21 protein-coding genes and 1 other annotated feature are annotated in these 24,844 nt (G+C 57.0%); of the genes, 9 read left to right on the top strand and 12 right to left on the bottom strand.

Annotation, left to right across the window (positions count from 1 at the left end):
* The first annotated feature begins 126 nt into the window (after positions 1-126).
* Entirely contained in the window at positions 127-1,803 is a 1,677-nt protein-coding gene (gene ybaL, locus V1599_RS07935; RefSeq protein ID WP_112011300.1) for a YbaL family putative K(+) efflux transporter, read from the top strand.
* 277 nt (positions 1,804-2,080) lie between these two features.
* Here the strand turns inward: ybaL and V1599_RS07930 are convergent, their stop codons facing one another.
* The 9 genes from V1599_RS07930 to V1599_RS07890 form a co-directional block, all read right to left on the bottom strand.
* Positions 2,081-3,385: an inosine/guanosine kinase gene (locus V1599_RS07930; RefSeq protein ID WP_112011299.1), complete on the bottom strand. Its 1,305-nt coding sequence runs from the start codon at positions 3,383-3,385 to the stop codon at positions 2,081-2,083.
* Between the two features lie 62 nt (positions 3,386-3,447).
* A complete protein-coding gene (gene hemH, locus V1599_RS07925) occupies positions 3,448-4,410 on the bottom strand; it encodes a ferrochelatase (RefSeq protein WP_112011298.1) in 963 nt (320 codons plus the stop codon).
* 124 nt (positions 4,411-4,534) lie between these two features.
* Entirely contained in the window at positions 4,535-5,179 is a 645-nt protein-coding gene (gene adk, locus V1599_RS07920) for an adenylate kinase (RefSeq protein ID WP_112011297.1), read from the bottom strand.
* A gap of 229 nt (positions 5,180-5,408) precedes the next feature.
* Positions 5,409-7,283: a molecular chaperone HtpG gene (gene htpG, locus V1599_RS07915; RefSeq protein ID WP_112011296.1), complete on the bottom strand. Its 1,875-nt coding sequence runs from the start codon at positions 7,281-7,283 to the stop codon at positions 5,409-5,411.
* A 110-nt stretch (positions 7,284-7,393) separates the two neighbouring features.
* Entirely contained in the window at positions 7,394-7,999 is a 606-nt protein-coding gene (gene recR, locus V1599_RS07910; protein ID WP_112011295.1) for a recombination mediator RecR, read from the bottom strand.
* Complete coding sequence (locus V1599_RS07905; protein WP_112011294.1) at positions 7,999-8,331, bottom strand: YbaB/EbfC family nucleoid-associated protein; 333 nt, start codon at positions 8,329-8,331, stop codon at positions 7,999-8,001. Before V1599_RS07905 ends, recR begins: the two co-directional genes overlap by 1 nt.
* 53 nt (positions 8,332-8,384) lie before the next feature.
* A complete protein-coding gene (gene dnaX, locus V1599_RS07900; RefSeq protein WP_395301299.1) occupies positions 8,385-10,313 on the bottom strand; it encodes a DNA polymerase III subunit gamma/tau in 1,929 nt (642 codons plus the stop codon).
* Positions 8,991-9,055 (bottom strand) — a sequence feature (DnaX frameshifting element). (Overlaps the previous gene by 65 nt.)
* Before the next feature lie 88 nt (positions 10,314-10,401).
* The gene (apt, locus tag V1599_RS07895) at positions 10,402-10,953 is read right to left on the bottom strand and encodes an adenine phosphoribosyltransferase (RefSeq protein ID WP_395301298.1); all 552 of its coding nucleotides are present in this window, start codon (positions 10,951-10,953) and stop codon (positions 10,402-10,404) included.
* Positions 10,954-11,113: 160 nt separating this feature from the next.
* Complete coding sequence (locus V1599_RS07890; protein WP_112011292.1) at positions 11,114-11,482, bottom strand: DUF454 family protein; 369 nt, start codon at positions 11,480-11,482, stop codon at positions 11,114-11,116.
* Between the two features lie 50 nt (positions 11,483-11,532).
* Here V1599_RS07890 and priC point away from each other — a divergent pair, with 50 nt between their 5' ends.
* Both priC and rsmS read left to right on the top strand, forming a co-directional pair.
* On the top strand, positions 11,533-12,060 hold the full coding sequence (gene priC, locus V1599_RS07885) for a primosomal replication protein N'' (RefSeq protein WP_112011291.1): 528 nt from the start codon (positions 11,533-11,535) through the stop codon (positions 12,058-12,060).
* Positions 12,061-12,072: 12 nt separating this feature from the next.
* Positions 12,073-12,264, top strand: a complete 192-nt coding sequence (gene rsmS, locus V1599_RS07880; protein WP_395301297.1) for a pleiotropic regulatory protein RsmS — start codon at positions 12,073-12,075, stop codon at positions 12,262-12,264.
* 40 nt (positions 12,265-12,304) lie between these two features.
* Here the strand turns inward: rsmS and mscK are convergent, their stop codons facing one another.
* Both mscK and acrR read right to left on the bottom strand, forming a co-directional pair.
* Positions 12,305-15,670: a mechanosensitive channel MscK gene (gene mscK, locus V1599_RS07875; protein ID WP_395301296.1), complete on the bottom strand. Its 3,366-nt coding sequence runs from the start codon at positions 15,668-15,670 to the stop codon at positions 12,305-12,307.
* Between the two features lie 112 nt (positions 15,671-15,782).
* A complete protein-coding gene (gene acrR / locus V1599_RS07870) occupies positions 15,783-16,436 on the bottom strand; it encodes a multidrug efflux transporter transcriptional repressor AcrR (protein ID WP_112011288.1) in 654 nt (217 codons plus the stop codon).
* A 141-nt stretch (positions 16,437-16,577) separates the two neighbouring features.
* Here acrR and acrA point away from each other — a divergent pair, with 141 nt between their 5' ends.
* From acrA to V1599_RS07840, 6 genes are all read left to right on the top strand, one after another.
* On the top strand, positions 16,578-17,771 hold the full coding sequence (acrA, locus tag V1599_RS07865) for a multidrug efflux RND transporter periplasmic adaptor subunit AcrA (protein ID WP_112011287.1): 1,194 nt from the start codon (positions 16,578-16,580) through the stop codon (positions 17,769-17,771).
* A 22-nt stretch (positions 17,772-17,793) separates the two neighbouring features.
* Entirely contained in the window at positions 17,794-20,940 is a 3,147-nt protein-coding gene (gene acrB / locus V1599_RS07860; RefSeq protein ID WP_112011286.1) for a multidrug efflux RND transporter permease subunit AcrB, read from the top strand.
* Between the two features lie 498 nt (positions 20,941-21,438).
* On the top strand, positions 21,439-21,813 hold the full coding sequence (gene tomB / locus V1599_RS07855; protein WP_112011285.1) for an Hha toxicity modulator TomB: 375 nt from the start codon (positions 21,439-21,441) through the stop codon (positions 21,811-21,813).
* A 27-nt stretch (positions 21,814-21,840) separates the two neighbouring features.
* Positions 21,841-22,059 (top strand): HHA domain-containing protein, encoded by a 219-nt coding sequence (locus V1599_RS07850; RefSeq protein ID WP_015571250.1) that lies wholly within the window; start codon positions 21,841-21,843, stop codon positions 22,057-22,059.
* A gap of 214 nt (positions 22,060-22,273) precedes the next feature.
* Positions 22,274-22,831, top strand: a complete 558-nt coding sequence (gene maa, locus V1599_RS07845; RefSeq protein ID WP_112011284.1) for a maltose O-acetyltransferase — start codon at positions 22,274-22,276, stop codon at positions 22,829-22,831.
* A 108-nt stretch (positions 22,832-22,939) separates the two neighbouring features.
* A complete protein-coding gene (locus V1599_RS07840) occupies positions 22,940-23,431 on the top strand; it encodes a YlaC family protein (protein ID WP_112011283.1) in 492 nt (163 codons plus the stop codon).
* Here V1599_RS07840 and V1599_RS07835 read toward each other — a convergent pair.
* A complete protein-coding gene (locus V1599_RS07835) occupies positions 23,379-24,839 on the bottom strand; it encodes a PLP-dependent aminotransferase family protein (protein WP_395301295.1) in 1,461 nt (486 codons plus the stop codon). The genes V1599_RS07840 and V1599_RS07835 overlap by 53 nt on opposite strands.
* Positions 24,840-24,844: the final 5 nt, after the last annotated feature.

Raw genomic sequence — 24,844 nt, 5'->3', positions numbered from 1 at the left:
ATATTGCTGTTTTAATCAAACTTCAACAATAATTCATAAACATAAGCGTATAAATTGTCATAAACTATTACTCGGTTTTTTGGTTTTTTAGCCAAAAATGGAACACCCACAACGAAAGGAGACGGAATGCACCACGCCACACCGCTTATCACCACCATTGTTGGTGGACTTGTGCTTGCTTTTATCCTCGGCATGATTGCCAATAAACTGCGTATTTCGCCTCTGGTAGGCTATTTGTTAGCGGGTGTGCTGGCGGGTCCGTTTACGCCGGGTTTTGTTGCAGATACCAAACTGGCTCCTGAGCTGGCGGAATTAGGCGTGATTCTGCTGATGTTTGGCGTGGGTCTTCACTTCTCGCTGAAGGATCTGATGGCGGTAAAGGCTATCGCCATACCCGGCGCAATCGCCCAAATTGGCGTGGCGACGCTGCTGGGGATGGCGCTTTCGGCCCTGCTGGGCTGGTCGCTGATGACCGGCATCGTTTTTGGGCTGTGTCTTTCAACCGCCAGCACCGTGGTGCTGCTGCGCGCGCTTGAGGAGAGACAGCTGATAGACAGCCAGCGTGGGCAAATCGCCATTGGCTGGCTGATTGTTGAAGATCTGGTGATGGTGCTGACGCTGGTTCTGCTGCCCGCCGTCGCCGGAATGATGGAAAAAGACAACGTCGGCCTAGCCTCGCTGGCGCTGGATATGAGTATTACCATCGGTAAAGTGGTGGCATTCATCGCCATCATGATGCTCGTTGGCCGCCGCCTGGTGCCGTGGATCATGTCCCGCAGCGCGGCAACCGGCTCGCGCGAGCTGTTCACCCTTTCCGTACTGGCCCTGGCGCTGGGTATCGCCTTCGGCGCCGTCGAGCTGTTCGATGTCTCCTTCGCGCTGGGTGCGTTCTTCGCCGGGATGGTGCTGAACGAATCGGAGCTGAGCCACCGTGCCGCGCACGACACGCTGCCGCTGCGCGACGCGTTCGCCGTTCTGTTCTTCGTCTCCGTGGGGATGCTGTTCGACCCGCTGATCCTGATTCAGCAGCCGCTGGCCGTATTGGGCACGTTGGCGATCATTATCTTTGGTAAGTCGGTTGCCGCCTTCTTCCTGGTGCGGATGTTTGGCCACTCGCCGCGCACGGCGCTGACCATCGCCGCCAGCCTGGCGCAGATCGGTGAATTTGCCTTTATCCTGGCGGGCCTGGGCATGGCGCTAAACCTGCTGCCGCAGGCCGGACAAAACCTGGTGCTGGCGGGGGCGATACTTTCGATTATGCTCAACCCGGTATTGTTTGCCCTGCTGGAGAAATACCTCGAGAAAACCGAAACGCTTGAAGAGCAAACGCTGGAAGAGGCGACGGAAGAAGAGAAGCAGATCCCGGTGGATATCTGCAACCACGCGCTGCTGGTCGGCTTTGGCCGCGTGGGCAGCCTGCTCGGCGAGAAGCTGATGGCGCAGGGCATTCCGCTGGTGGTGATTGAAACCTCACGCACCCGCGTTGACGAGCTGCGCGAGCGCGGCATTCGCGCGGTGTTAGGCAATGCGGCCAACGAAGAGATCATGAATCTGGCGCATCTGGACTGCGCCCGCTGGCTGCTGCTTACCATTCCTAACGGCTATGAAGCAGGCGAGATTGTGGCTACCGCCCGAGAAAAGTGTCCGACCATCGAGATTATCGCCCGCGCGCACTATGACGACGAGGTGGAGTACATCACCGAGCGCGGCGCAAATCAGGTGGTGATGGGCGAGCGTGAGATTGCAAATACGATGTACACGCTGCTGGAGAAACCGCCGGTAGAAGAGGCGGTGACGGGGTAAGTTTTGTGCGGCCTGATGCCCTCACCATGGCCCTCTCCCACAGGGAGAGGGGAAAAAACACTAAAAACGGCAACCATCGGTTGCCGTTTTGCTTTTACCTCGTGCGGCCTGATGCCCTCACCCTGGCCCTCTCCCACGGGGAGAGGGAACAAACACTAAAAACGGCAACCATTGGTTGCCGTTTTACTTTTACCTCGTGCGGCCTGATGCCCCAAAAGACGGCTCAGTGCGATCCCCTCTCCCCTATGGGGAGAGGGTTAGGGTGAGGGGTTTTATGTTATCTGTCCCAATACGCCTCTTCGAGGCTGTCTTCCCTTTCCGGCAGGCCGCGCGTCAGGCGCGGCGAGTGCTGGTTCAGCACCTGATAGCTCACGCGGTTCGCGTACTTACACACCTGGGCCAGCGACGAATAGGTCAGCCAGCTAAACTTGTGCTTGCTGGAGTTCGGTACGTTGGTTTTGTGGTAGGCGTTAGCCGTGATGTCGTGGAGCAGCGCCGCCAGCGCGCCGTCGCCCGCGCCGTTGGTGTTCATGATCTTCTCAGGCCCGCCCATGTACGGGGCGATATGGGAGAAAATGCGCAGCGGATTCACGCAGTCCTTGTGGCGCATTGCGCGGCTAAATTCGTACTGGTTGAACTCGGCGATCGCCCCCGGCAGCAGCGGATGCTGGGTTTTACGCTTGCTCTCTTCCTCCGTGAAGCCCGCCATATACAGCCCCACCGGCCCGGCGGTGCAGAGCACCAGGTCGACCCAGTCCAGCGCTTTATCAGAAGCCAGCAGCGGATCGCTTTCGCCGGTTAGCGCTTCGGCCTCTTCCTCGTTCATCGCCAGAATGGAAACGTGCTCTTTCAGAAACGCCTGCCACCACTCGGGGTTATCGGCGATCACGAATTTGGTGCCCAGCGTCAGGACCACCGGCACGTTGTATTTCTTCGCGTATTCCACCGCCTTCATGGTCGCTTCCGGCATTGGCTCGCCCGGCTTGCAGCGCACCAGATAGGAGGTCAGCACCAGCGCAGAAGCGCCCGCGATCACCTCTTCAGGGATGCTCTCAGCGCGCAGCTTGTTCATGTGGCCCGGGCTGATGGCAAAGGTACGCTCGCCGGAATCGCTAATCAGCGTAAAGCAGCGGCCTATCGGCCCGTCAACGCCCTGCAAATAGTTCAGATCGGTACGGCTGGAGGTGTTGCAAAGATAGCGATAGGCGTAGCCGCCGATTTCGATATTGCTGCACATGACGCCCAGCAGCACCGAGCGGTCGTCTGCCAGCACGGAGTAGTTGTGCATGGTATTGCCGATGGTTCCCCCGGCGAACTGATGGGTGATGAGATTTTCACGCACCAGCTCCTGATACAGCGCTTCCGCAACGTCATCTTCAATGACCAGAGAATGCCCGGCGCTCAGCCCGTAACGGGCGACAAACGCGTCATCCACTTTCGCCTCAATATCCACCAGCGTCTGGTCGATACCGACCACCCATGCCGCGCTCGTTTCGTTTACGGGCTGAATTTGCTGCAGCAGCGGATCGCGGGCATTGACGGGAAAGTAGTGTTTGGATTTACGTTTACCGGGAAATTTCATGGTCAGAACTATGCAAGGAATATGGGCCGGGAATGGTAGCACAAACCCGGCCCTGAGCGCGATCAGCGGCTGTTGGTCACCAGCGAAACCATCATCTCGATATGCTCAGGAGAATCGTTAAGTGCCGGAATGTATTCATACTTCGTTCCTCCCGCTTCCAGGAAGAACTCTTTATTTTGTACGGCGATCTCTTCCAGCGTCTCCAGACAGTCCGCCGAGAAGCCCGGCGACATCACCTGGATGTGCTTCACGCCCTTCTCGCCCAGCATTTTGAGCGTTTCATCGGTGTACGGCGTGAGCCACGGCTCGCGCCCGAAGCGAGACTGGAAGGTCATCATTACCTTCTCAGGCGGCAGGCCGAGCGCGGAGACCAGCTCGCGGGTGGTATCGCGGCAGCGCTGCGGATAATCGTCCCCTTCGTTGGCGAAACGCTGCGGAATGCCGTGATAGGAGAGCAGAAGCAGATCCGGCTCGCCGTGCTTTTCAAACGACGCGCGCGCGCTGTTGGCAAGCGCCCTGATGTAGAGATCGTTATCCGCGTAGTCGCGAATAAAGGTGATGCCCGGAATGCGGCGGCGCTTCGCCAGAATGCGCGCCAGCTCGTCCCAGACGGCAGCCACCGTGGAACAAGAATATTGCGGATAGAGCGCCAGCACGACGATGTGATCAACGCCCTGGGCCAGCAGCGCCTCCACGGCGCTTTCCAGCGACGGTTTGCCGTAGCTCATGCCCAGCGCCACCGGCATATCCGGCAGGCGGGCGGCCAGCGCTTTTTCCTGGCGACGGCTGTATACCATCAGCGGCGAGCCCTCTTCCATCCAGACGGACTGATAGAGTTTGGCGACGCGCGGAGAACGAATCGGCAAAATGACGCCACGCAGCAGCGGCCACCACAGCAGTCTTGGAAAATCCACGACGCGCGTGTCGCTTAAAAATTGTCGCAGGTAGCGTTTTACCGCGTCTGATGTAGGTGCTTCTGGTGTGCCCAGATTGGCAAGCAGGATGCCGGTTTTCGCCTGACTCATTCACGCCTCTTAACCATTTGATAGGTTGTCAATTGTAGCGGAAATGCGTTTAAACGGAACCAATTGCAGCAAAAGGGAGAATGAGAAAATTTCTCACCCGGGGATCCGGGTGAGAGGCGCGCGATTAGCCGAGAATTTTTTCCAGCTCTGCACGTACGTCAGCCACGGCTTTGGTGCCGTCAACTTTGGCGTATTTGGTGTTGCCCGCTTCAGCTTCTTTAGAGTAGTAGCCGATCAGCGGCGCGGTCATCTGATGGTATTCCACCAGGCGCTTGCGCACGGTCTCTTCCTGATCGTCTTTACGGGTGGTCAGCTCTTCGCCGGTCACGTCGTCTTTGCCTTCAACCTTCGGCGGGTTGAATTTAATGTGGTAAACGCGGCCAGAGGCAGCGTGTACGCGACGGCCAACGATACGGTCAACGATCAGCTCGTCCGGCACGTCGAACTCCAGCACGTAGTCCACGTTGATGCCCGCTTCTTTCATGGCGTCAGCCTGCGGAATGGTGCGCGGGAAGCCGTCCAGCAGGAAACCGTTGCGGCAATCTTCCTGAGAGATGCGTTCTTTCACCAGGGCGATAACCAGTTCGTCAGTGACCAGCTTGCCTGCGTCCATGATGTCTTTCGCCTGCTTACCCAGCTCGGAGCCAGATTTAACAGCGGCGCGCAGCATATCACCGGTGGAGATTTGCGGAATACCGTATTTCTCCATGATGAACTGAGCCTGAGTTCCTTTACCCGCGCCCGGAGCGCCAAGCAGAATAATACGCATTGCGAAAATCCCCTCAAATGTCGTTTCAATTTTTCAAAAGCGCTAAACAATACCACCAGAACGGGCGTGGCTCAAGGAAGGCGGGGAGGCTGAAACGGTTAACGGGGGAGATAATTTGGGTTAGTGCGGTTGGTTCCCCCTCACCCTAACCCTCTCCCCAAAGGGGAGAGGGGACGATTACACCCTCTCCCCTTTGGGGAGAGGGCCAGGGTGAGGGGCAGGAGTTAAATTACGCCAGCAGCAGCGCATTCACGCGTTTAATGAACAGGTTAGGATCTTCCAGCGTGCCGCGCTCGGCCAGCAGGGACTGATCCAGCAGCAGCTCTACCCACTCGGCGAAGCGGGCTTCGTCCTGGGTATCGGCGGCGCGTTTCACCAACGGGTGATCCGGGTTCAGCTCGAAGATGTATTTCACTTCAGGCATCGCCTGGCCCGCGGCGGCAAACAGCTTCGCCATCTGGGTGCCCATTTCGTCCGCATCGGTGGTCACAATCGCCGGGGTATCGGTCAGACGGTGGGTGAAGCGCACCTCTTTCACGCGATCGCCCAGCAGGGTTTTCACGCGCTCAACGAACGGCTCAAGCGCCTTCTCGGCCTCTTTCGCGCTTTCGTCAACGTCGTCCGCCAGCTTGTCGATGGACTCGTCGGCTTTCGCTACGGACTGGAAGGATTTACCGTCGAACTCGGTCAGGTAGTTCATCATCCACTCGTCAATGCGGTCGGAAAGCAGCAGCACTTCGATGCCTTTCTTACGCAGCAGCTCCAGGTGCGGGCTGCTCTTCGCCGCGGCGTAGCTGTCGGCGGTGATGTAGTAGATCTTCTCCTGCCCTTCCTTCATGCGGGAAACGTACTCTTCCAGCGACACGGTCTGCGCGGAGGAGTCGGTGTGCGTGGAGGCAAAGCGCAGCAGCTTAGCGATAGTTTCAACGTTCGCGGTGTCTTCCGCCGGGCCTTCCTTCAGCACGAGGCCGAACTGTTTCCAGAAGGTCTGGTATTTTTCCGCATCGTCTTTCGCCAGTTTTTCCAGCATCTGCAGCGTACGCTTGGTCAGCGCGTTGCGCAGGTTGCGGGTCACCGTGCTGTCCTGCAGGATTTCACGCGAAACGTTCAGCGGCAGATCGTTGGAGTCAATCAGGCCGCGGGTAAAGCGCAGGTAGTTCGGCATGAACTGCTCGGCGTCATCCATGATGAAGACGCGCTGAACGTACAGCTTCAGGCCGTGCTTATGATCGCGGTTCCACATATCCCACGGGGCCTGCGCCGGGATGTACAGCAGGCTGGTGTACTCCTGCTTGCCTTCCACGCGGTTGTGGCTCCAGGTCAGCGGATCGGTGTAGTCGTGGGCGATGTGCTTGTAGAACTCGTTGTATTCGTCGTCTTTGATTTCAGACTTGTTGCGCGTCCACAGGGCCTGCGCCTTGTTGATTTTCTCCCAGGAGACAACGGTTTCCCCGTCCTTCTCTTCCCGTTTTTCAATCTCAACCGGCAGCGCGATGTGGTCTGAATACTTGCTGATGATGGAGCGCACGCGCCAGTCGTTCAGGAAATCATCTTCGCCTTCACGCAGGTGCAGGGTGATCTCGGTGCCGCGATCCGCTTTGGTGATGTCGTCAACGGTGTATTCGCCTTCGCCTTTGGATTCCCAGAAGACGCCGTTTTCCGCGCTGTCGCCCGCCGCGCGGGTGCGCACGGTGACTTTATCCGCCACGATGAATGCCGAGTAGAAGCCCACGCCGAACTGGCCGATCAGCTGGCTGTCTTTCGCCTGATCGGAGCCCATAGACTCCAGAAACGCCTTGGTGCCGGATTTCGCGATGGTCCCGAGATGGTCGATCACCTCGTCGCGGTTCATACCGATGCCGTTATCGGCGATGGTCAGGGTGCGGTTCTCTTTGTCAAAAGAGACGCGCACGCGCAGCTCGCCGTCGCCTTCGTACAGATCCGGATTAGACAGCGCGCGGAAGCGCAGCTTGTCCGCCGCGTCGGAGGCGTTGGAAATCAGCTCGCGCAGGAAGATTTCTTTATTGGAATACAGGGAATGGATCATCAGGTGCAGAAGCTGTTTTACTTCTGACTGGAAACCGCGGGTTTCTTGTCCTTTCATCTAAGTCGACCTCAACAATGCCATTTAATGGGGTTTAAAAACGTTGAGTGAGAGATGGGGATAAGGGGGAGAAATTTCAAGCGGAGGCCGCGAAGGCAGCCTCCGTTTGGTCAGAAAGTAATCTTGTGACGTCCGGCTAAAGAGTGCGACAGCGTGGTGCCGTCGACCATCTCCAGCTCGCCGCCGACCGGCACGCCGTGGGCGATACGGCTGGCGTCAACGCCGTACTGGCCGCAAAGCTCGGCAATATAGTTCGCCGTCGCTTCCCCTTCCACCGTTGGGTTGGTGGCGAGGATCACCTCTTTGATCGTTTCCGATTCAAGGCGCTGCTCAAGGCGGTCCAGACCGATATCGTCCGGGCCGATGCCGTCCAGCGGGGAAAGATGCCCCATCAGCACGAAGTAGCGGCCGGAAAACTGCCCGGTTTGCTCAATGGCGTAGATGTCCGCCGGACTCTCCACCACGCAAATCTGACCGTTTTCCTGACGACGCGGGTTTGTGCAGATGTTGCACACGTCCTGTTCGGTAAAGGTACGGCAATCCGCACAGTGACCAATTTCCGACATGGCGCGGGTCAAAGCCTGCGCCAGGCGCATCCCGCCGCTGCGGTCGCGCTGCAATAGCGTAAACGCCATGCGCTGCGCCGACTTCGGGCCAACGCCCGGCAGGCAGCGCAGTGCTTCCATTAACTGCGTGAGCAGCGGACTGGTTTGCATCAGAACGGCATCTTAAAGCCCGGCGGCAGCTGCATGCCGCTGGAAACAGAGGCCATTTTCTCTTTCTGGGTTTCGTCGATGCGGCGCGCAGCATCGTTAAACGCGGCAGCGACCAGATCTTCCAGCATCTCTTTGTCGTCTTCGAGCAGGCTTGGGTCGATTTCAACGCGGCGGCAGTTGTGCGCACCGTTGATGGTCACTTTAACCATACCCGCGCCGGATTCACCCGTGACTTCCAGCTGAGCGATCTCTTCCTGCATCTTCTGCATTTTTTCCTGCATCTGCTGAGCCTGCTTCATCAGGCCACCCAGACCGCCTTTTCCACCAAACATAGGCTTCTCTCTCTTTCACGTTTAACGATTAAAACCGTGAGTCAGACTCACGATCAAATGGGGCGAATACTCTCTTCATCCAGGTCGGCGTCGAAGAACCGACGCAGGGTCTGAATGTTGTTATCCGCAATTATCGACTCGCGCGCCTGCGCGAGCTTCTCTTCATAAATAGCCTGTCGCCACTCCAGCGGCGTTTTAACCGCCGGATTATCATCTTCAATGATAGTCAATTCAACCGGCGCACCGTGTAATGCCGAGAGCGCCTCTGCCAGCGCTTTTTGCGCGCCAGGGGAATTAAGATGCCGCTGGCCCGGGCGCAGATGCAGGCGGATAGTATTCCCCTCCTGCTCTTTCCAGGCGTTCAGCGCGACCTGCTCTACCAGCTTCGGCAAATGTAATTTGCTGACCTCAGCGGCCCAGGGATCGCGCGCGATAGATTCTTCGGCGAGCTTCGCGGAAAGCTCCGGCGTTTTTTCATGCTCCAGCGCCTTTTTCAGCGCTTTCGGCGTGGCGACCTCTTCCTTCACCGTTTCGATGAGGGTGGTTGCCTTCCAGCGATAAGCCTCTTCTTTCACCGGGGCTTTTTGCTCGAGCGCGGACGGTGCCGGGCGCGACTGGACGCGCTCCGTTACCGAAGCCAGTCGTTCAAGCGCGGCGTTGTTCACCGGCCGCGCTCTTGCAGGCGCTGCCGGTTCACTCTTTTTTGGTTTGGTTACTCCCTGCGCGCGCTGCAGCTGGCTGCGTGCGGCAAGCACCGAACTGGTGGCATCCGACAGCGGCACGTTTTGCTGTGGCGGCGGCGTCGGCTGCGGCGGCACCTGCTGCGGCGACAACACCGCCGTCGGCGCAACCGGGGCAAAGGACTGTCGCGGCACTTCCGGCTCCGGCAGCGGCATCCGCGGATGGAACGCCAGCGCGCGCAGCAGCGTCATTTCAACGCCCATTCTGCGATCCGGCGCGAACGGCAGCTCTTTGCGGCCAATCAGCAGGGTCTGGTAGTACAGCTGAACGTCAGCAGGCGGCACGGTTCGGGCCAGCTCGCGCATCCGCTGCTCGATGGACGCCATATCCGCGCCAATGGCCGACGGAGAGAGCTGCAGCATCGCCACGCGGTGCAGCAGGCCAAGCATTTCCACCAGCAGCGATTCCCACTCGACGCCGCGGGCGGCGGCATCGTTCACCAGCGACATCACGCGCTCGCCGTTGGCGGCAATCATCGCCTCAATGAGGGAGAGCGCCTGGTCGTCGTCCAGCGTGCCGAGCATGGTGCTAACCGCCTCGGTCGAAAGCTGGCCGTCACCGCTGGCGATGGCCTGATCGGTCAGGCTTAGCGCATCGCGCAGGCTGCCGTCCGCCGCGCGCGCCAGCAGCTGCAGGGCGCGAGGCTCGTGGACAATCTTCTCTTCGTCGAGAATATGCTCAAGCTGGGTGCGGATCTGATCGACGTCCAGCGCCTTCAGATGGAACTGAAGGCAGCGCGACAGGATCGTCACCGGCAGCTTTTGCGGATCGGTCGTCGCCAGCAGGAATTTCACGTGCGACGGCGGCTCTTCCAGCGTTTTCAGCAGGGCGTTGAAGCTGTGGCGCGACAGCATGTGCACTTCATCGATCAGGTAGACCTTGAAGCGGCCGCGCGCCGGCGCGTACTGCACGTTATCGAGCAGGTCGCGGGTATCTTCCACTTTTGTGCGCGAGGCGGCGTCAATTTCGATCAGGTCGACAAAGCGCCCCTGCTCGATCTCACGGCAGTTGTCGCACACGCCGCACGGCGTCGCGGTGATCCCGGTTTCGCAGTTCAGTCCCTTTGCCAGCAGGCGGGCAATAGACGTTTTACCGACGCCGCGGGTGCCGGAAAAAAGATAGGCGTGATGAATGCGACCTAGCGACAAGCCGTTCGCCAGGGCCGTCAGCACATGTTCCTGACCGACAACGTCAGCAAAGGTTTGTGGTCGCCATTTACGGGCTAACACCTGATAACTCATGGGCAGGCTCTGCAACGCTGGAAGGTGAATTTATGGAGGGGAATGCTATCACAACCTCACCCATTGAGCGAGGTTGTGAAAACCGGGATTAATGACCCGGGAATGGCACCAGGCTGTAGCTGGTAATGCCCTGTTTTTCGAGGCGCTGTTCGCCGCCCAGATCGAACAGGTTGATGATGAAGGCCGCGTCGGTCACTTCACCACCCAGACGACGGATCAGCTTCACGGTCGCTTCGATGGTGCCGCCGGTTGCCAGCAGATCGTCCACCACCAGCACTTTGTCGCCTGGCTTAATGGCATCAACGTGGATTTCCAGCTGATCGGTGCCGTATTCCAGCTCGTAGCTTTCCGCGATAGTTTCGCGCGGCAGCTTGCGCGGTTTACGCACCGGTACAAAACCGACGCTCATCGCCAGCGCAACCGGTGCGCCAAACAGGAAGCCGCGGGCTTCGGTCCCTACGACTTTGGTGATCCCGGCGTTCTTATAACGCTCGACCAGCAGTTCAATGCTGAGCGCGTACGCTTTCGGGTCTTCCAGCAAGCTGGTGACATCACGGAAAAGAATGCCAGGCTTTGGATAGTCCTGGATGCTTTTGATGCTGTTTTTAAGATATTCAAGCTGCTGTGCAGTTGCGGTCATCGGTTTGTGCCTAAATGAAACAGTGTGACTCACGGCGCGCGACGAGTCGGTCAAGGTAACAATTGTTTAACCTTTAACCAGGCGCACCTGTGCTCGAAAACGGTCGAATTTACTGGCTGCGCGCGATAATTGCAACAGCCATGATAAGGCTTCCGTGCTTTTATTGCTTTTCGTCCACGACGGGGATTCGCCACATGAAGAAAAGCAGGCAACTGAGGATAATAAGCAGCAGAATACGCACCCACAGCATGTTCACCAGCCACAGTGAAATCGCGAAGGTCACCAGGATCACCGCAACTGCGCGCGGCTTCGCGCCCGGCGGCATCGCGCGGTGCTTTTGCCAGTGGCGCAGATAGCCGCCGAACCACGAGCGATAGAGCAACCAGTGGTGAAAGCGCGGCGACGAGCGGGCGAAGCACCAGGCCGCCAGCAGGATAAACGGCGTGGTCGGCAGCAGGGGCAACACAACGCCCAGCGTGCCAAGCACTACCGCGAGCCAGCCAATGATGATTAAAATAGTACGCTGCATAATGCGAATCGTTATCAAACTGAACGGCTACTTTACCACTGGAGAGCGTTTTGAAAACAGCCCTGCTTCTGGAAACGCTGCAAAATCAGCTGACCGCGCTGCGCGCGCAGGCCGCACCGCTGATGGGGCACGCCACGCTCAAGCCGCGCTTCGACCGACAGCTTTTTCGCACCCGCAGCACGCGCATTCAGGACTATCTTACCGAAGCGCAAACCCAGCTCGACGCGCTGCGCCATGCGGTAGAGAGCGAGCAGAAAAACCAGGTGGCCTGGCTTGCCGAACACCTCACCGAGCAGCTCACCGCCCTGCACCGCGAGATCATCGCCTGGCCGCTGCGCGCCTGGGACAGCGCCTCACCGGGGCTGGGTAAATGGCAGCGCAAGCGTCTGGAAAACCAGGAGTTTGAGCGCCGGCTGTTTGAAATGAAGCATGAGCGGGAAACGCGGCTAAACGCTGCCGAAACGCTGGAGGAGCAGCAATTACTGATGCGAGAGATTAGCGCCCTGGAAGGACGACTCGTTCGCTGCCGCCAGGCGCTGGATGAGATTGAACGCGTGATTGAACGCCTGACCCGATAACTGGAGCCCTGCATGTCACTGGAAAACGCCCCCGACGAGGTCAAACTGGCCGTCGATTTAATTATGCTGCTGGAGGATCACGCTATTCCGGCAGAGACGGTGCTGAAGGCGCTGGAGATTGTTAGAAAGGATTTTGAGGGTAAATTGCCTTCACCCCTCACCCCGGCCCTCTCCCCTGAGGGGAGAGGGGGAAAAGCGGACTAGAGACAATCATTCAGCCCGCACCAGACTGTTCCCTCTCCCTTCAAGGGAGAGGGTTAGGGTGAGGGTTAGAGTTATCATCACCCTTAATCTCGCGCTTCACTTCCGTGTGCTCATCACCCTTCTCATTGTGCAGGTGAACTTCGAGCTGGTTGAAGGCGATATTAATGTCGTTTTCACGGCACAGGCGATCGATAGCGCGGTTCAGCTCATCGACGGTGTAGCTGCGATCGCGGAGCTCGCGAACGTATAAGCGCAGCTCGTGATCCAGCGTGCTCGCGCCAAAGGTGGTGAAGAATACCGACGGCGCCGGATCGTGCATCACCTTCGGATGGTCGTTCGCCGCTTTCAGCAGAACCTCTTTCACCTTGTCCAGATCGGAACCGTAGGCCACGCCGAGGCGGATCACCACGCGGGTGGTGGTATCCGAGAGCGACCAGTTGATCAGGCGCTCGGTCACGAACGCTTTGTTCGGGATGATCACCTCTTTGCGATCGAAGTCGGTAATGGTGGTCGCGCGAATGCGGATCTTGCTGACGGTCCCGGAGAACGTGCCGATCGTCACGGTATCGCCGATGCGCACAGGACGTTCGAACAGGATGATCAGGCCGGAAACGAAGTTACCGAAGATCTCCTGCAGGCCAAAACCCAGGCCGACAGACAGCGCGGCGGCCAGCCACTGCAGTTTATCCCACGACACGCCCAGCGATCCAAAGACCGTCATCGCGCCGACGATAATGATCACGTAGTTGAGGATGGTGGTGATCGCGTACGACGCCCCCTGCCGCAGATTCAGGCGAGACAGCACCAGCACTTCCAGCAGGCCGGGCAGGTTGCGGATCAGCGCCCAGGCGACGACCAGCGAAACCAGCGCAAAGAGCAGGCTGCCCATGGTCACGCTTTTCATCACCGTCGCGCCCGCTTCGGTGCCGCTGTACTGCCAGAGCGTAACGCTGTCCAGATAGGCGAACACGGTGATGAGATCGGACCAAATGGCCCAGAACATCACCGCGAACAGCGCTACCATCACCAGCATGGTGATACGCATCGTCTGCTGGTTGACCTGCTCCAGGGCAATGGTCGGCTCTTCCTGCGGCTCGGCCCCTTCGGCGCCCTCTTTCACCTGATGCTGGCGACGGGCAATCGCGCGGCGGTAGGCAATACGGCGCGCCGCCACGCTCAATCCGCGCAGCACGGTCTGGAACAGCAGGTTCCAGATAATCACCAGATAAACGGTTTCAATCCATCGCCCGGCAAGGCGCAGCGTGGTGTAAAAGTAGCCGGTGGCCGTCAGCACCATCAGCGCCAGCGGAATGATCGCCAGCACCGTCACGGTGACCAGCCGTAAATTGTGGGACTCCTTGTCGCGCCAGCTGTCGCGGCACATAGGCCACATCAGCACGGCAATCAGCAGCAGGTTGAGGAAGATGACCAGCTGGCCCAGGACGTCATCCATCAGGTGCAGCGGAGAAAGCTCGGACACCACCGACCAGAAGTGCAGCGGCAGCAGCGCAAGGCTAATGCGCACAATCTGACGACGCCAGTGGCTGGTAAGCTGCTCCGGCATGTTGAAATGACGTACTGCCACGCCGTCTTTTTCCAGCACCTTCCAGCACAGGCCAAACACCAGCCAGAACAGCGCCAGCTTTTTACTGAAGGCCCACAGCAGATCGCTGACGTTGAGCTGCATCGTCAGCAGGATCAGCCCCGCGGCGAGGATCAGCAGGCAGACCGGCAAGGCGCGGATAAGATCGATCAGGATCGCTTTCGGCGTATGCAGCTGGCTGTCATTGCGCAGCTGCCCCACTTCGCCCGCCAGCTTCGCCTGGTAGTTTTTCAGCCAGCGCAAGCGCCAGCGGATCAGGCCCGCAATGAGCAGCAGCGGCAATCCGGCGAGGAACGCAATCATCACCGCAGGCCAGGCTTTCTCCCAGTTCACGGTGATTTTCATGCTCTTGATCTGGGATTTCAGCGTCTCAGGGAAGGACTTGATCCAGTCCCAGTCCATCGGCTTGTTGCTGTTTACCCAGAAAATCTGCTGGGTCAAAATCTCCTGCAGGTTTTTGGACACGCTCACCAGCTGCTGCTGGTTAATCTGCAGGTTGATGGCCATCATCAGCTGGTTGCCAAGCTGCTTGTTAAGCTGGTCGAGCAGCTCGCGGCGCATGTCAACCACCTGCAAAAGCGCATCGTGGACTTCCGGATTCACCTCCGCGGAGTGGCCCTCTTCAATTTTGGCGACAAAGGTATCGCTCTGGAAAAGGGTGTCGCGCTGCTGGTTTACGTCAAACTGCTCGAGGCGTAAATCGGCGATGCGGTTGGTCATGTCTTCCAGCTCGTCCGCCGACGGCAGCGTCTGCTGCTGCTGGTAGAGAATGCGCGACAGCAGAAGGCTGCCCTTCAGCACCGCAATTTGTTCCTTAATGTTGCGCTCGGCCTGCAGCGCGCGATCCAGCCAGTTTTTAACCTTGATGTTTTGCTGAACCAGCGAGTTGCCGCTTTCGGTTGCCGTAATCAGCCGCTGGCTGAGCTGGTGGTTAATCTCCAGCTCCTGGCGAACGAGCGGGTTCGCCTGGATGCGGGCGGTTTCGTCCGGCGATACCGCCTCCTGCGCCGTTTTTTCCGTTAGCGTCAGGCGCTTGCTGTTCACCGCTTCCTGCAGCAGCTGCAGCTGGTGCTCCAGGCGGTTAATGTTGGCCGTGACGTAATCACGCTGCTTTTGCAACGTATCCTGCAGCACCGTATTCCCTTCCAGGCTCTTACGCTGCTGCTCAATTTCAGCATTTAGCAACATCTGCTGCGTTAAAAACAGCGTTTGCTGGGTAGGACGCAACGCCCCTTCGCCAACCTCGGTGCCGTTAAGGCGGTTGCGAATTTGCTGAAGCTGCTGCGAGGCGGCGTACATCGCGTTTTGAACGCGCTCGGGCTGCGTTTGCAGCGAGACAAGCTGGCTGTTGTAGGTCGCGAGATCGGACTGCGCGGTTTGCAAATCGTCAAGCAGTTGCGTCACGCGAGATTCCAGCTGGCGCAGCGAAAGCGACGCGAGCGTTTTACGCGTTTCATCATCGTTATCGACGTCGCTCAGGGCCGCCAGCGCGTCCATCGCCTTGCGCATATTATCGGGCGCCTGCGCGACCTTCTGGCGAAGCTGCGTTGTTTCGGCTTTGACGCGCTCAATTTTATCCAGCGTTTCCATGGTTTCCGTCAAATCCTGCTGAACAAGCTTTTCCTGAGGAGAAAGGTCTTTCTGCTTGTTAAGGGTGTCCAGCTGCGACTGAACGTCAGCACGCGTTGGGACGTCGCTGGTATTGTCCGCGCGGGCATACGCAGCGGGTACCGCGACCAAAAGAAACAGCATTGAAAAAATAAATGCAAAAACAGAAGCTTGCGAGCGATTGGAGTGCAGCATAGTCGTGAGTTTGATCTGAGCAGATGACCGAAAATAGTCCGGCGTGCAGAATATCATGCCCGCATGGACCAGAATAGCGGTAACGTGGTCCTCTAAGATAATTCCTGGGAACTCAGACGGCAGGCGTAGAGGATGACGCGCGCAGCGTCGGGCAGAATTGACACATCTCCAGCAGGATTGCGACGTAGCTGCGCGCTTCGGCTTTCAGGTCAAAGGATTGCGGGGCAAACAGCCAGTTTTCCATTATACCGGAAATGTAGCTGCGCATCAGGATCGCCGCGCGGCGCGTCAGCAAATTGGCGGGGAGTAAATTCGCCTGAATACATTGATTTAGCGTATACTCTATGCGGTCATAGCTCTCCAGGCACAGGCTGCGCTGCGCCTGCTGAACCACTGCCATTTCGCCAACGAACTCGCATTTATGAAAAATGATCTCCATCATCAGGCGCCGGCGTTCTTCAACTACCGTTGCTTCAAGGATATATACTAATATCTCTCTTAATACTGAGAGTGGATCGTCAGGGAATTTTGCCCGATACTCATTCTCAAGGTCGCTAATGCTGGATTCTGAAAGCTCCCAGATTTCACTAAACAGATCTGACTTGTCTTTAAAATGCCAGTAAATCGCTCCCCGCGTGACGCCCGCGGCCTGAGCAATCTGCGCCAGCGAGGTTGATGAAACACCTTGCTGTGAGAACAGACGCATTGCCACATCGAGGATGTGTTGCCGGGTTTCCAACGCTTGTTGTTTGGTTTTTCGTGCCATACGTCTGTGAATTTACAGGAGTCAGATTTACATACATTTATGAATGTATGTACCATAGCATGACGATAATATAAACGCAGCAATGGGTTTTTAGACTCAGGACCATTGATCAATTTGAAATCGGACACTCGAGGTTTACATATGAACAAAAACAGAGGGTTAACGCCTCTGGCGGTCGTTCTGATGCTCTCAGGCAGCTTAGCGCTTACAGGATGTGACGACAAACAGGCTCAACAAGGAGCGCAGCAGATGCCGGAAGTGGGCGTCGTGACGCTCAAATCCGAACCTCTCCAGATGACTACCGAATTACCGGGCCGTACCAGCGCTTACCGCATTGCGGAAGTTCGTCCTCAGGTAAGTGGCATTATCCTCAAACGTAACTTCACCGAAGGTGGTGACGTTAAGGCCGGTGAGTCTCTGTATCAGATTGATCCAGCAACCTATCAGGCGTCTTACGAGAGCGCGAAAGGCGATTTAGCGAAGGCCCAGGCCGCCGCGAAAATTGCCCAGGTGACGCTCAATCGTTATCAAAAACTGCTCGGCACCAGGTACATCAGCCAACAGGATTACGATACTGCCATGGCAGATGCACAGCAGGCTAATGCAGCCGTTGTCGCAGCAAAAGCAGCGGTAGAGACGGCGCGTATTAACCTGGCCTACACCAAAGTGACCTCCCCTATCAGCGGTCGCATTGGCAAATCTTCCGTTACGGAAGGTGCGCTGGTGCAGAACGGCCAAACTAACGCGCTGGCCACCGTGCAGCAGCTTGATCCGATCTACGTTGACGTCACGCAGTCCAGCAACGATTTCCTGCGTTTAAAGCAAGAGCTGGCTAACGGCACGCTGAAGCAGGAAAACGGCAAGGCCAAAGTCGAGCTCGTTACCAATGACGGTATCAAGTTCCCGCAGACGGGCACACTGGAATTTTCTGATGTGACGGTCGATCAGACCACCGGGTCTATTACCCTGCGCGCGATTTTCCCGAACCCTGACAAAAATCTGCTGCCGGGCATGTTCGTTCGCGCACGTCTGGAAGAAGGGACGAACCCAACGGCCCTTCTGGTTCCTCAACAGGGTGTGACCCGTACGCCGCGCGGCGATGCGAGCGCGCTGGTTGTCGGTGCTGATGACAAAGTCGAAACGCGCAATATCACCGCAACGCAGGCGATTGGCGACAAGTGGCTGGTTACGGAAGGCCTGAAGGATGGCGATCGCGTCATTATCGAGGGCCTGCAGAAAGTGCGTCCCGGTGCGCAGGTAAAAGTTCAGGAAGTGAAGTCTGACGATAAACAACAAGCCGCAGCTGGTGGTCAGTCAGAACAACCTAAGTCTTAACTTAAACAGGAGCCGTTAAGACATGCCTAATTTCTTTATCGATCGCCCCATATTTGCGTGGGTGATCGCCATTATCATCATGCTAGCCGGGGGACTTGCGATCCTGAAGCTGCCTGTTGCGCAATATCCAACGATTGCGCCACCGGCGGTGACGATCTCCGCAACCTACCCCGGGGCTGATGCCAAAACGGTGCAGGATACCGTTACGCAGGTTATCGAACAGAACATGAACGGTATCGATAACCTGATGTACATGTCCTCCAACAGTGACTCCACCGGTACGGTGCAGATTACGCTGACCTTTGAATCCGGTACTGATGCAGATATCGCGCAGGTTCAGGTGCAGAACAAACTGCAGCTGGCCATGCCGCTTCTGCCGCAGGAAGTCCAGCAGCAGGGCGTGAGCGTTGAGAAATCGTCCAGCAGCTTCCTGATGGTTGTCGGCGTTATCAACACCAACGGCACCATGACGCAGGAGGATATTTCCGACTACGTGGGCGCCAACATGAAGGACGCCATCAGCCGTACGTCAGGCGTGGGTGACGTTCAGCTGTTCGGTTCCCAGTACGCGATGCGTATCTGGATGGACCCCAACAAGCTGAACAACTTCCAGCTGACGCCGGTTGACGTAATCAGCGCCATCAAAGCGCAGAACGCCCAGGTGGCCGCAGGCCAGCTCGGCGGTACGCCGCCGGTGAAAGGCCAGCAGCTTAATGCCTCGATCATCGCGCAAACCCGTCTGACCTCCGCCGATGAGTTCAGCAAAATTCTGCTGAAAGTGAACCAGGACGGTTCTCAGGTTCGCCTGCGCGATGTGGCCAAGGTAGAGCTGGGCGGTGAAAACTACGACGTGATTGCGAAGTTCAACGGCAAGCCGGCCTCCGGCCTGGGTATCAAGCTGGCGACGGGCGCGAACGCGCTGGACACCGCCAACGCAATCCGCGAAGAACTGAAGAAGATGGAACCGTTCTTCCCGTCAGGCCTGAAGATTGTTTACCCGTATGACACCACTCCGTTCGTGAAAATCTCCATTCACGAAGTGGTGAAAACGCTGGTTGAAGCGATCATCCTGGTATTCCTGGTGATGTATCTGTTCCTGCAAAACTTCCGCGCGACGTTGATTCCAACCATCGCCGTACCGGTCGTATTGCTGGGGACGTTTGCGATACTGGCGATATTTGGCTATTCGATAAACACCCTGACGATGTTCGGGATGGTGCTCGCCATCGGCCTGCTGGTGGATGACGCCATCGTCGTGGTTGAGAACGTCGAGCGCGTTATGGCCGAAGAGGGACTGCCGCCGAAGGAAGCAACGCGTAAATCCATGGGCCAGATCCAGGGCGCGCTGGTCGGTATCGCGATGGTACTGTCCGCGGTATTTATCCCGATGGCCTTCTTTGGAGGATCCACCGGTGCGATTTACCGCCAGTTCTCCATCACCATCGTTTCGGCGATGGCGCTCTCTGTACTGGTTGCGCTGATCCTGACGCCAGCCCTGTGTGCCACCATGCTGAAGCCAATTCAGAAAGGCGGTCACGGCGAGCATAAAGGCTTCTTCGGCTGGTTTAACCGCATGTTTGATAAGAGCACGCACCACTACACCGACAGCGTGGGCAACATCCTGCGCAGCACCGGTCGTTACCTGCTGCTGTATATCATCATCGTGGCGGGCATGGCCTTCCTGTTTGTTCGTCTGCCAAGCTCGTTCCTGCCGGATGAAGACCAGGGCGTGTTCCTGAGCATGGCCCAGCTTCCGGCGGGTGCCTCGCAAGAGCGTACCCAGAAAGTGCTGGATGAGATGACCGACTACTACCTCACCAAAGAGAAGGACAACGTTGAATCCGTGTTTGCGGTTAACGGCTTTGGCTTTGCGGGTCGCGGTCAGAACACCGGTATCGCCTTCGTCTCGCTGAAGGACTGGTCTGAACGTCCGGGCAAAGAGAACAAAGTTGAGGCCATCACGGGTCGCGCCATGGGAGCCTTCTCGCAGATTAAAGATGCGATGGTCTTCGCCTTTAACCTGCCGGCGATTGTTGAACTGGGTACCGCGACGGGCTTCGACTTCCAGCTGATCGACCAGGGCGGTCTGGGTCATGAAAAACTGACGCAGGCGCGTAACCAGCTGTTCGGTGAAGTGGCGAAACACCCTGACCTGCTGGTCGGCGTGCGTCCTAACGGCCTGGAAGATACCCCGCAGTACAAGATCGACGTCGATCAGGAAAAAGCGCAGGCGCTGGGCGTGTCCATTAGCGACATCAACACCACGCTGGGCGCGGCCTGGGGCGGCAGCTACGTCAACGACTTCATCGACCGCGGTCGCGTGAAGAAAGTGTACGTGATGTCCGAAGCGGAATACCGCATGTTGCCGAACGATATTAACAACTGGTACGTCCGCGGCAGCAACGGTCAGATGGTTCCGTTCTCCGCCTTCTCAACCTCGCATTGGGAATACGGTTCACCGCGTCTTGAACGTTACAACGGCCTGCCGTCCATGGAAATCCTGGGCCAGGCAGCTGAAGGCAGAAGTACCGGTGAAGCGATGGCGATGATGGAGCAATTGGCCAGCAAGCTGCCAGCGGGTATCGGCTACGACTGGACGGGCATGTCCTACCAGGAACGTCTGTCCGGTAACCAGGCCCCTGCCCTGTACGCCATTTCACTGATCGTGGTGTTCCTGTGCCTGGCGGCGCTGTACGAGAGCTGGTCGATTCCGTTCTCCGTTATGCTGGTTGTTCCGCTGGGCGTTATCGGCGCGCTGCTGGCCGCAACCTTCCGCGGCCTGACGAACGACGTGTACTTCCAGGTGGGCCTGCTCACAACCATTGGCCTGTCGGCGAAGAACGCGATACTGATCGTTGAATTCGCCAAGGACCTGATGGAGAAAGAGGGCAAAGGGCTGATTGAGGCAACGCTTGAAGCGGTACGTATGCGTCTGCGCCCAATCCTGATGACCTCCCTGGCGTTTATCCTCGGGGTTATGCCGCTGGTTATTAGCTCCGGCGCGGGCTCCGGTGCGCAGAACGCCGTAGGTACAGGCGTAATGGGCGGTATGGTTACAGCGACTGTTCTCGCCATCTTCTTCGTACCGGTGTTCTTCGTGGTGGTTCGCCGCCGCTTCAGCCGCAAGAATGAAGACGTTGAGCACAGCCATTCAGTAGAACATCACTGATACCGGTTTCACATCCTAAAAAGGCCGCATTAGCGGCCTTTTTTACATCAATAAAAAATCATAAAATAGGCTTATTGTTCCTTCATTTATTTTTATGGTGCTATTAGGCACATCATAATTAATGAATAACGCGTTCATCTTTTTTTCAATTTTTTAATTATAAAGTCGCCTGTAAAACATTAGGAATATTCCTGGTGGTTAGAGCGTCACATGCAAACGCTTCAACTGAAAGTGCGTGCTAACGTAATGAAACATAAGGAAGCCTCCATCTTCACGCGTTTAAATTTGAGAGGCGGACTTGCCGGAGGCTAACATTTGCGTAGCCGCTCGCAGCCTCGTGCTTTAATTGTAATTTTTCGTAATAGCGCGGTGAAATCTTGATCAGAGTGACATATAGTTAGAGGTATCAGGAACACAGCACCCATGTAGTTAAGTATGTGGTATCCATCCCGACGTTGATGCTCGGTGAGTAAGAAATCACTCAAAAGGGGATGCGCTATGGACGAGTACTCGCCAAAAAGGCATGATATCGCGCAGTTGAAATTTCTCTGCGAATCCTTGTACCATGACTGCCTTGCCAATCTTGATGAAAGCAACCATGGCTGGGTAAACGATCCAACCTCAGCTATCAATTTACAGCTCAATGAACTGATCGAGCATATCGCGACCTTCGCACTTAATTATAAAATTAAGTACAATGACGATAATAAATTGATTGAGCAAATTGATGAATATCTGGACGACACCTTTATGTTGTTCAGCAGCTACGGCATTAATGCACAGGATTTACAGAAATGGCGAAAGTCCGGGAACAGACTATTCCGCTGTTTCATCAATGTGAGCAGAGCTAACCCTGTTAGCCTTTCCTGTTAAAATTATTACAATTATTAAGGTGAATTTATGTCTGATAAACCACTCACAAAAGTCGATTATTTGATGCGCTTACGACGCTGTCAGTCAATTGACACACTCGAGCGCGTCATTGAAAAAAATAAATACGAGCTCTCTGACAATGAACTGGCTGTATTTTATTCAGCCGCTGACCACCGCCTTGCCGAGTTAACAATGAATAAGCTGTATGACAAGATACCGTCTTCTGTGTGGAAATTTGTACGTTAAATACTGAACTGTGGCTGTAGAGTCTCTACGTCGCACTGTGTAGCAGAATTAACCTTTCGAGTGATCCCTCCTGGATGAAAGACGGGCCCCCTTGGCAGAGTGCTTTGCGACAATAAAGTTGTGATTATCGTCACACCCATATTTTGGGAACGTTCCCTTTTCGGTATCCCTCCGTTACTCTGCTGAGATAATGGACACCACTGGAGAGGTTACAATGAGTATTGAAAAGCAAAAGATGATTGCCGGGGAACCCTATCGCCCCGGTGATGAGACGTTACGAACCGACCGCATGCGCGCTCGCCATCTGATTCACCGCTACAACCACACCGCTCCCGATGAAAAAGCCGAACGCAAGGAACTGCTGACCGCTCTGCTGGGACGCGCTGAAGGCGCTTATATTGAACCGAGCTTCCGCTGCGATTACGGCTACAACATTTTTCTCGGAAAAGATTTTTACGCCAACTTCGACTGCGTGATGCTGGACGTCTGCCCTATTCACATTGGGGATAACTGCATGCTCGCGCCGGGCGTGCACATCTATACGGCAACCCATCCGCTGGACGCGGTTGAGCGAAACAGCGGCGTAGAGTTTGGCAAGCCCGTGACTATCGGCAACAACGTCTGGATCGGCGGTCGCGCGGTGATTAATCCGGGCGTCACTATCGGTGACAACGTGGTGATTGCGTCAGGCGCCGTTGTCACGAAAGACGTTCCGGCTAACGCGGTTGTGGGCGGCAACCCGGCGAAGGTGATTAAGATGCTTGAGGGCTAGCGCGCATCTGTTATGGTCTTTCAGCTAAGAACTGTTACTTTTTCAGGCTGAACCGCTCCTCTAAAATGGGCAGATCCCCTGTATTTTCACGATTCATGAAGGCAAAAAATGACAGAGATACAGCGCCTGCTCACTGTAACCATCGACGACCTGAATACCCGCGAAAAGCGCGATAATCGCCCGCGCTTTAGCATCAGCTTTATCCGTAAACATCCGGGCCTGTTTATCGCCATGTACGCCGCCTGGCTGGCAACGCTGATTGTCATGCTCAAATCCGAAACCCTGGTGGACTCGGTCTGGCTTCTGGTCGTGCTGTTCGTGGTGTTTAACGCCTTTTTCTTCTTCGACGTTAATCCGCGCTACCGCTATGAAGATATCGACGTGCTTGATTTTCGCGTTTGCTACAACGGCGAGTGGTACAACACCCGCTTTGTACCCGCAGAGCTGATTCACAGCATCATGAGCTCTCCTGCGGTGGACCCCGGACAGAAAGAGAAGCTGCAGAAAATGCTCACAACCAAGGGCGAGCTTTCGTTTTATGACGTCTTTACGCTTTCCCGCCCGTCTGTTGCCCAATCAAATGCTGTAAGCGTCGGATAGCCGGCGCAAACTGTGACGCAGAGGTATTACCGTATCCGATAACCAGCCCGGTTTGCCCCTGCTTCGCATCGAGGTAGTACCCGCTCAGCGCAGCGGGCGCCAGCTGAAAAGCCCGCGCCCGCTGAACAATAGCCACATCGTCAATCCCGTCAATCGCCACCGTCAGGTGCATTCCGCCCTCTCCCGCCAGCACGCGATGCGCCACGTGAAGCTCTGTATCGATCGCCTCACGCAGCTGCCGATAGCGCTTGCGATAGAGCCGACGCATCGCGGCAAGGTGGCGCGCGTAATGCCCCTCTTCAATAAACCGCGCCAGGGTGCGCTGCTCGGCGCGATGGCCGCCCCGCAGCAGCGCGCCGATGGCAGGACGCGCGGCGTTCGCCAGCGCAGGAGGAAGCACCATAAAGCCGATCCGCAGGGACGGAAACAGCGTTTTACTGAATGTGCCGAGATAGACCACGGGCGCATTTTTCACCATCCCGAGCATGGCGGGCACGGGCTCGCCGGAATAGCGAAACTCGCTGTCGTAGTCATCCTCAATAATCCATGCGCCGTGCCGCTGGGCCAGCGCCAGCAGCGCCAGACGGCGGCGCGCGCTGAGCACGCTGCCGTAGGGAAACTGGTGCGAGGGTGAACTGAAAATCAGCGCGGGAGGAGGAAGCGTTAATCCCTCCCAGCACATCCCCTCTTCATCGACAGGGATACCGGCCATCGCCAGCCCCGCTATGGCAAAGGCGCTTTTGGCTCCGGCATATCCCGGGTTTTCTACCCACGCCACGTCGCCGGGCTCGCTCAGCAGCTGGGTACACAGGTTAACGCCCTCAAGCGCGCCCTCGGTGATGATGACCTGGCCCGCATCGCAATCAATTCCGCGCGACAGCGCCAGGTGGCGTGCAATGGCCTCACGCAGGAGCGGTTCCCCTGCCGGATCGCCATAGCCCAGCAGCGCGCTTCCCTCCTCGCGCAGCACGCGGTCATACAAGCGCCGCCAGAGCGGCAGCGGAAAGTAGTTAATCGCCGGCGTGCCGGGCGTCAGCGCAGGCACCGGCGTTCCCCTCGGCGTGGGGCCCGGGAGCCGGGCCACGCGTTTGGCAAGCGTCACGGCAGGCTCTGGCAGCGCCCGATCGGGAGCACGATAAACCTGCGCGGCCACCTGCGTGCCCCGTCTGCTTCGGCGTAGATACCCTTCAAGCGTCAGTTGCTCAAGCGCGGCATTCACGGTATTGCGTGAAAGGGAAAGCTGTTGTGCGATGACGCGCGAGCCCGGCAGGCGGCTTTCAGCCTGAAGCCTGCCGCACAGGATCGCCTCCCGCAGCGCGTGATAAAGCGCTCGTTGCAGGGTTTCAGCGCCGCGATGGGCAAGCGCAGCGTGTATCAAGGTATAAAAGTCATCGCTGGGTATATTCATTTTTC

Origin of the sequence: Enterobacter sp. ECC-175 (assembly GCF_043968675.1) — a bacterium.
Taxonomy (GTDB): domain Bacteria; phylum Pseudomonadota; class Gammaproteobacteria; order Enterobacterales; family Enterobacteriaceae; genus Enterobacter.
The sequence above is the reverse complement of the archived record's forward strand: the minus strand, read 5'-3'. Positions and strand labels throughout refer to the sequence as shown.

What these genes read in the sequence shown, in the direction of transcription:
- acrR (WP_112011288.1), bottom strand. Translation starts at nt 16,436, where the DNA reads ATGGCACGAAAAACCAAACAACAAGCGTTGGAAACCCGGCAACACATC.
- recR (WP_112011295.1), bottom strand. Translation starts at nt 7,999, where the DNA reads ATGCAAACCAGTCCGCTGCTCACGCAGTTAATGGAAGCACTGCGCTGC.
- V1599_RS07850 (WP_015571250.1), top strand. Translation starts at nt 21,841, where the DNA reads ATGTCTGATAAACCACTCACAAAAGTCGATTATTTGATGCGCTTACGA.
- V1599_RS07930 (WP_112011299.1), bottom strand. Translation starts at nt 3,385, where the DNA reads ATGAAATTTCCCGGTAAACGTAAATCCAAACACTACTTTCCCGTCAAT.
- apt (WP_395301298.1), bottom strand. Translation starts at nt 10,953, where the DNA reads ATGACCGCAACTGCACAGCAGCTTGAATATCTTAAAAACAGCATCAAA.
- tomB (WP_112011285.1), top strand. Translation starts at nt 21,439, where the DNA reads ATGGACGAGTACTCGCCAAAAAGGCATGATATCGCGCAGTTGAAATTT.
- acrA (WP_112011287.1), top strand. Translation starts at nt 16,578, where the DNA reads ATGAACAAAAACAGAGGGTTAACGCCTCTGGCGGTCGTTCTGATGCTC.
- acrB (WP_112011286.1), top strand. Translation starts at nt 17,794, where the DNA reads ATGCCTAATTTCTTTATCGATCGCCCCATATTTGCGTGGGTGATCGCC.
- mscK (WP_395301296.1), bottom strand. Translation starts at nt 15,670, where the DNA reads ATGCTGCACTCCAATCGCTCGCAAGCTTCTGTTTTTGCATTTATTTTT.
- dnaX (WP_395301299.1), bottom strand. Translation starts at nt 10,313, where the DNA reads ATGAGTTATCAGGTGTTAGCCCGTAAATGGCGACCACAAACCTTTGCT.
- V1599_RS07905 (WP_112011294.1), bottom strand. Translation starts at nt 8,331, where the DNA reads ATGTTTGGTGGAAAAGGCGGTCTGGGTGGCCTGATGAAGCAGGCTCAG.
- V1599_RS07890 (WP_112011292.1), bottom strand. Translation starts at nt 11,482, where the DNA reads ATGCAGCGTACTATTTTAATCATCATTGGCTGGCTCGCGGTAGTGCTT.
- V1599_RS07835 (WP_395301295.1), bottom strand. Translation starts at nt 24,839, where the DNA reads ATGAATATACCCAGCGATGACTTTTATACCTTGATACACGCTGCGCTT.
- rsmS (WP_395301297.1), top strand. Translation starts at nt 12,073, where the DNA reads ATGTCACTGGAAAACGCCCCCGACGAGGTCAAACTGGCCGTCGATTTA.
- ybaL (WP_112011300.1), top strand. Translation starts at nt 127, where the DNA reads ATGCACCACGCCACACCGCTTATCACCACCATTGTTGGTGGACTTGTG.
- hemH (WP_112011298.1), bottom strand. Translation starts at nt 4,410, where the DNA reads ATGAGTCAGGCGAAAACCGGCATCCTGCTTGCCAATCTGGGCACACCA.
- maa (WP_112011284.1), top strand. Translation starts at nt 22,274, where the DNA reads ATGAGTATTGAAAAGCAAAAGATGATTGCCGGGGAACCCTATCGCCCC.
- V1599_RS07840 (WP_112011283.1), top strand. Translation starts at nt 22,940, where the DNA reads ATGACAGAGATACAGCGCCTGCTCACTGTAACCATCGACGACCTGAAT.
- htpG (WP_112011296.1), bottom strand. Translation starts at nt 7,283, where the DNA reads ATGAAAGGACAAGAAACCCGCGGTTTCCAGTCAGAAGTAAAACAGCTT.
- adk (WP_112011297.1), bottom strand. Translation starts at nt 5,179, where the DNA reads ATGCGTATTATTCTGCTTGGCGCTCCGGGCGCGGGTAAAGGAACTCAG.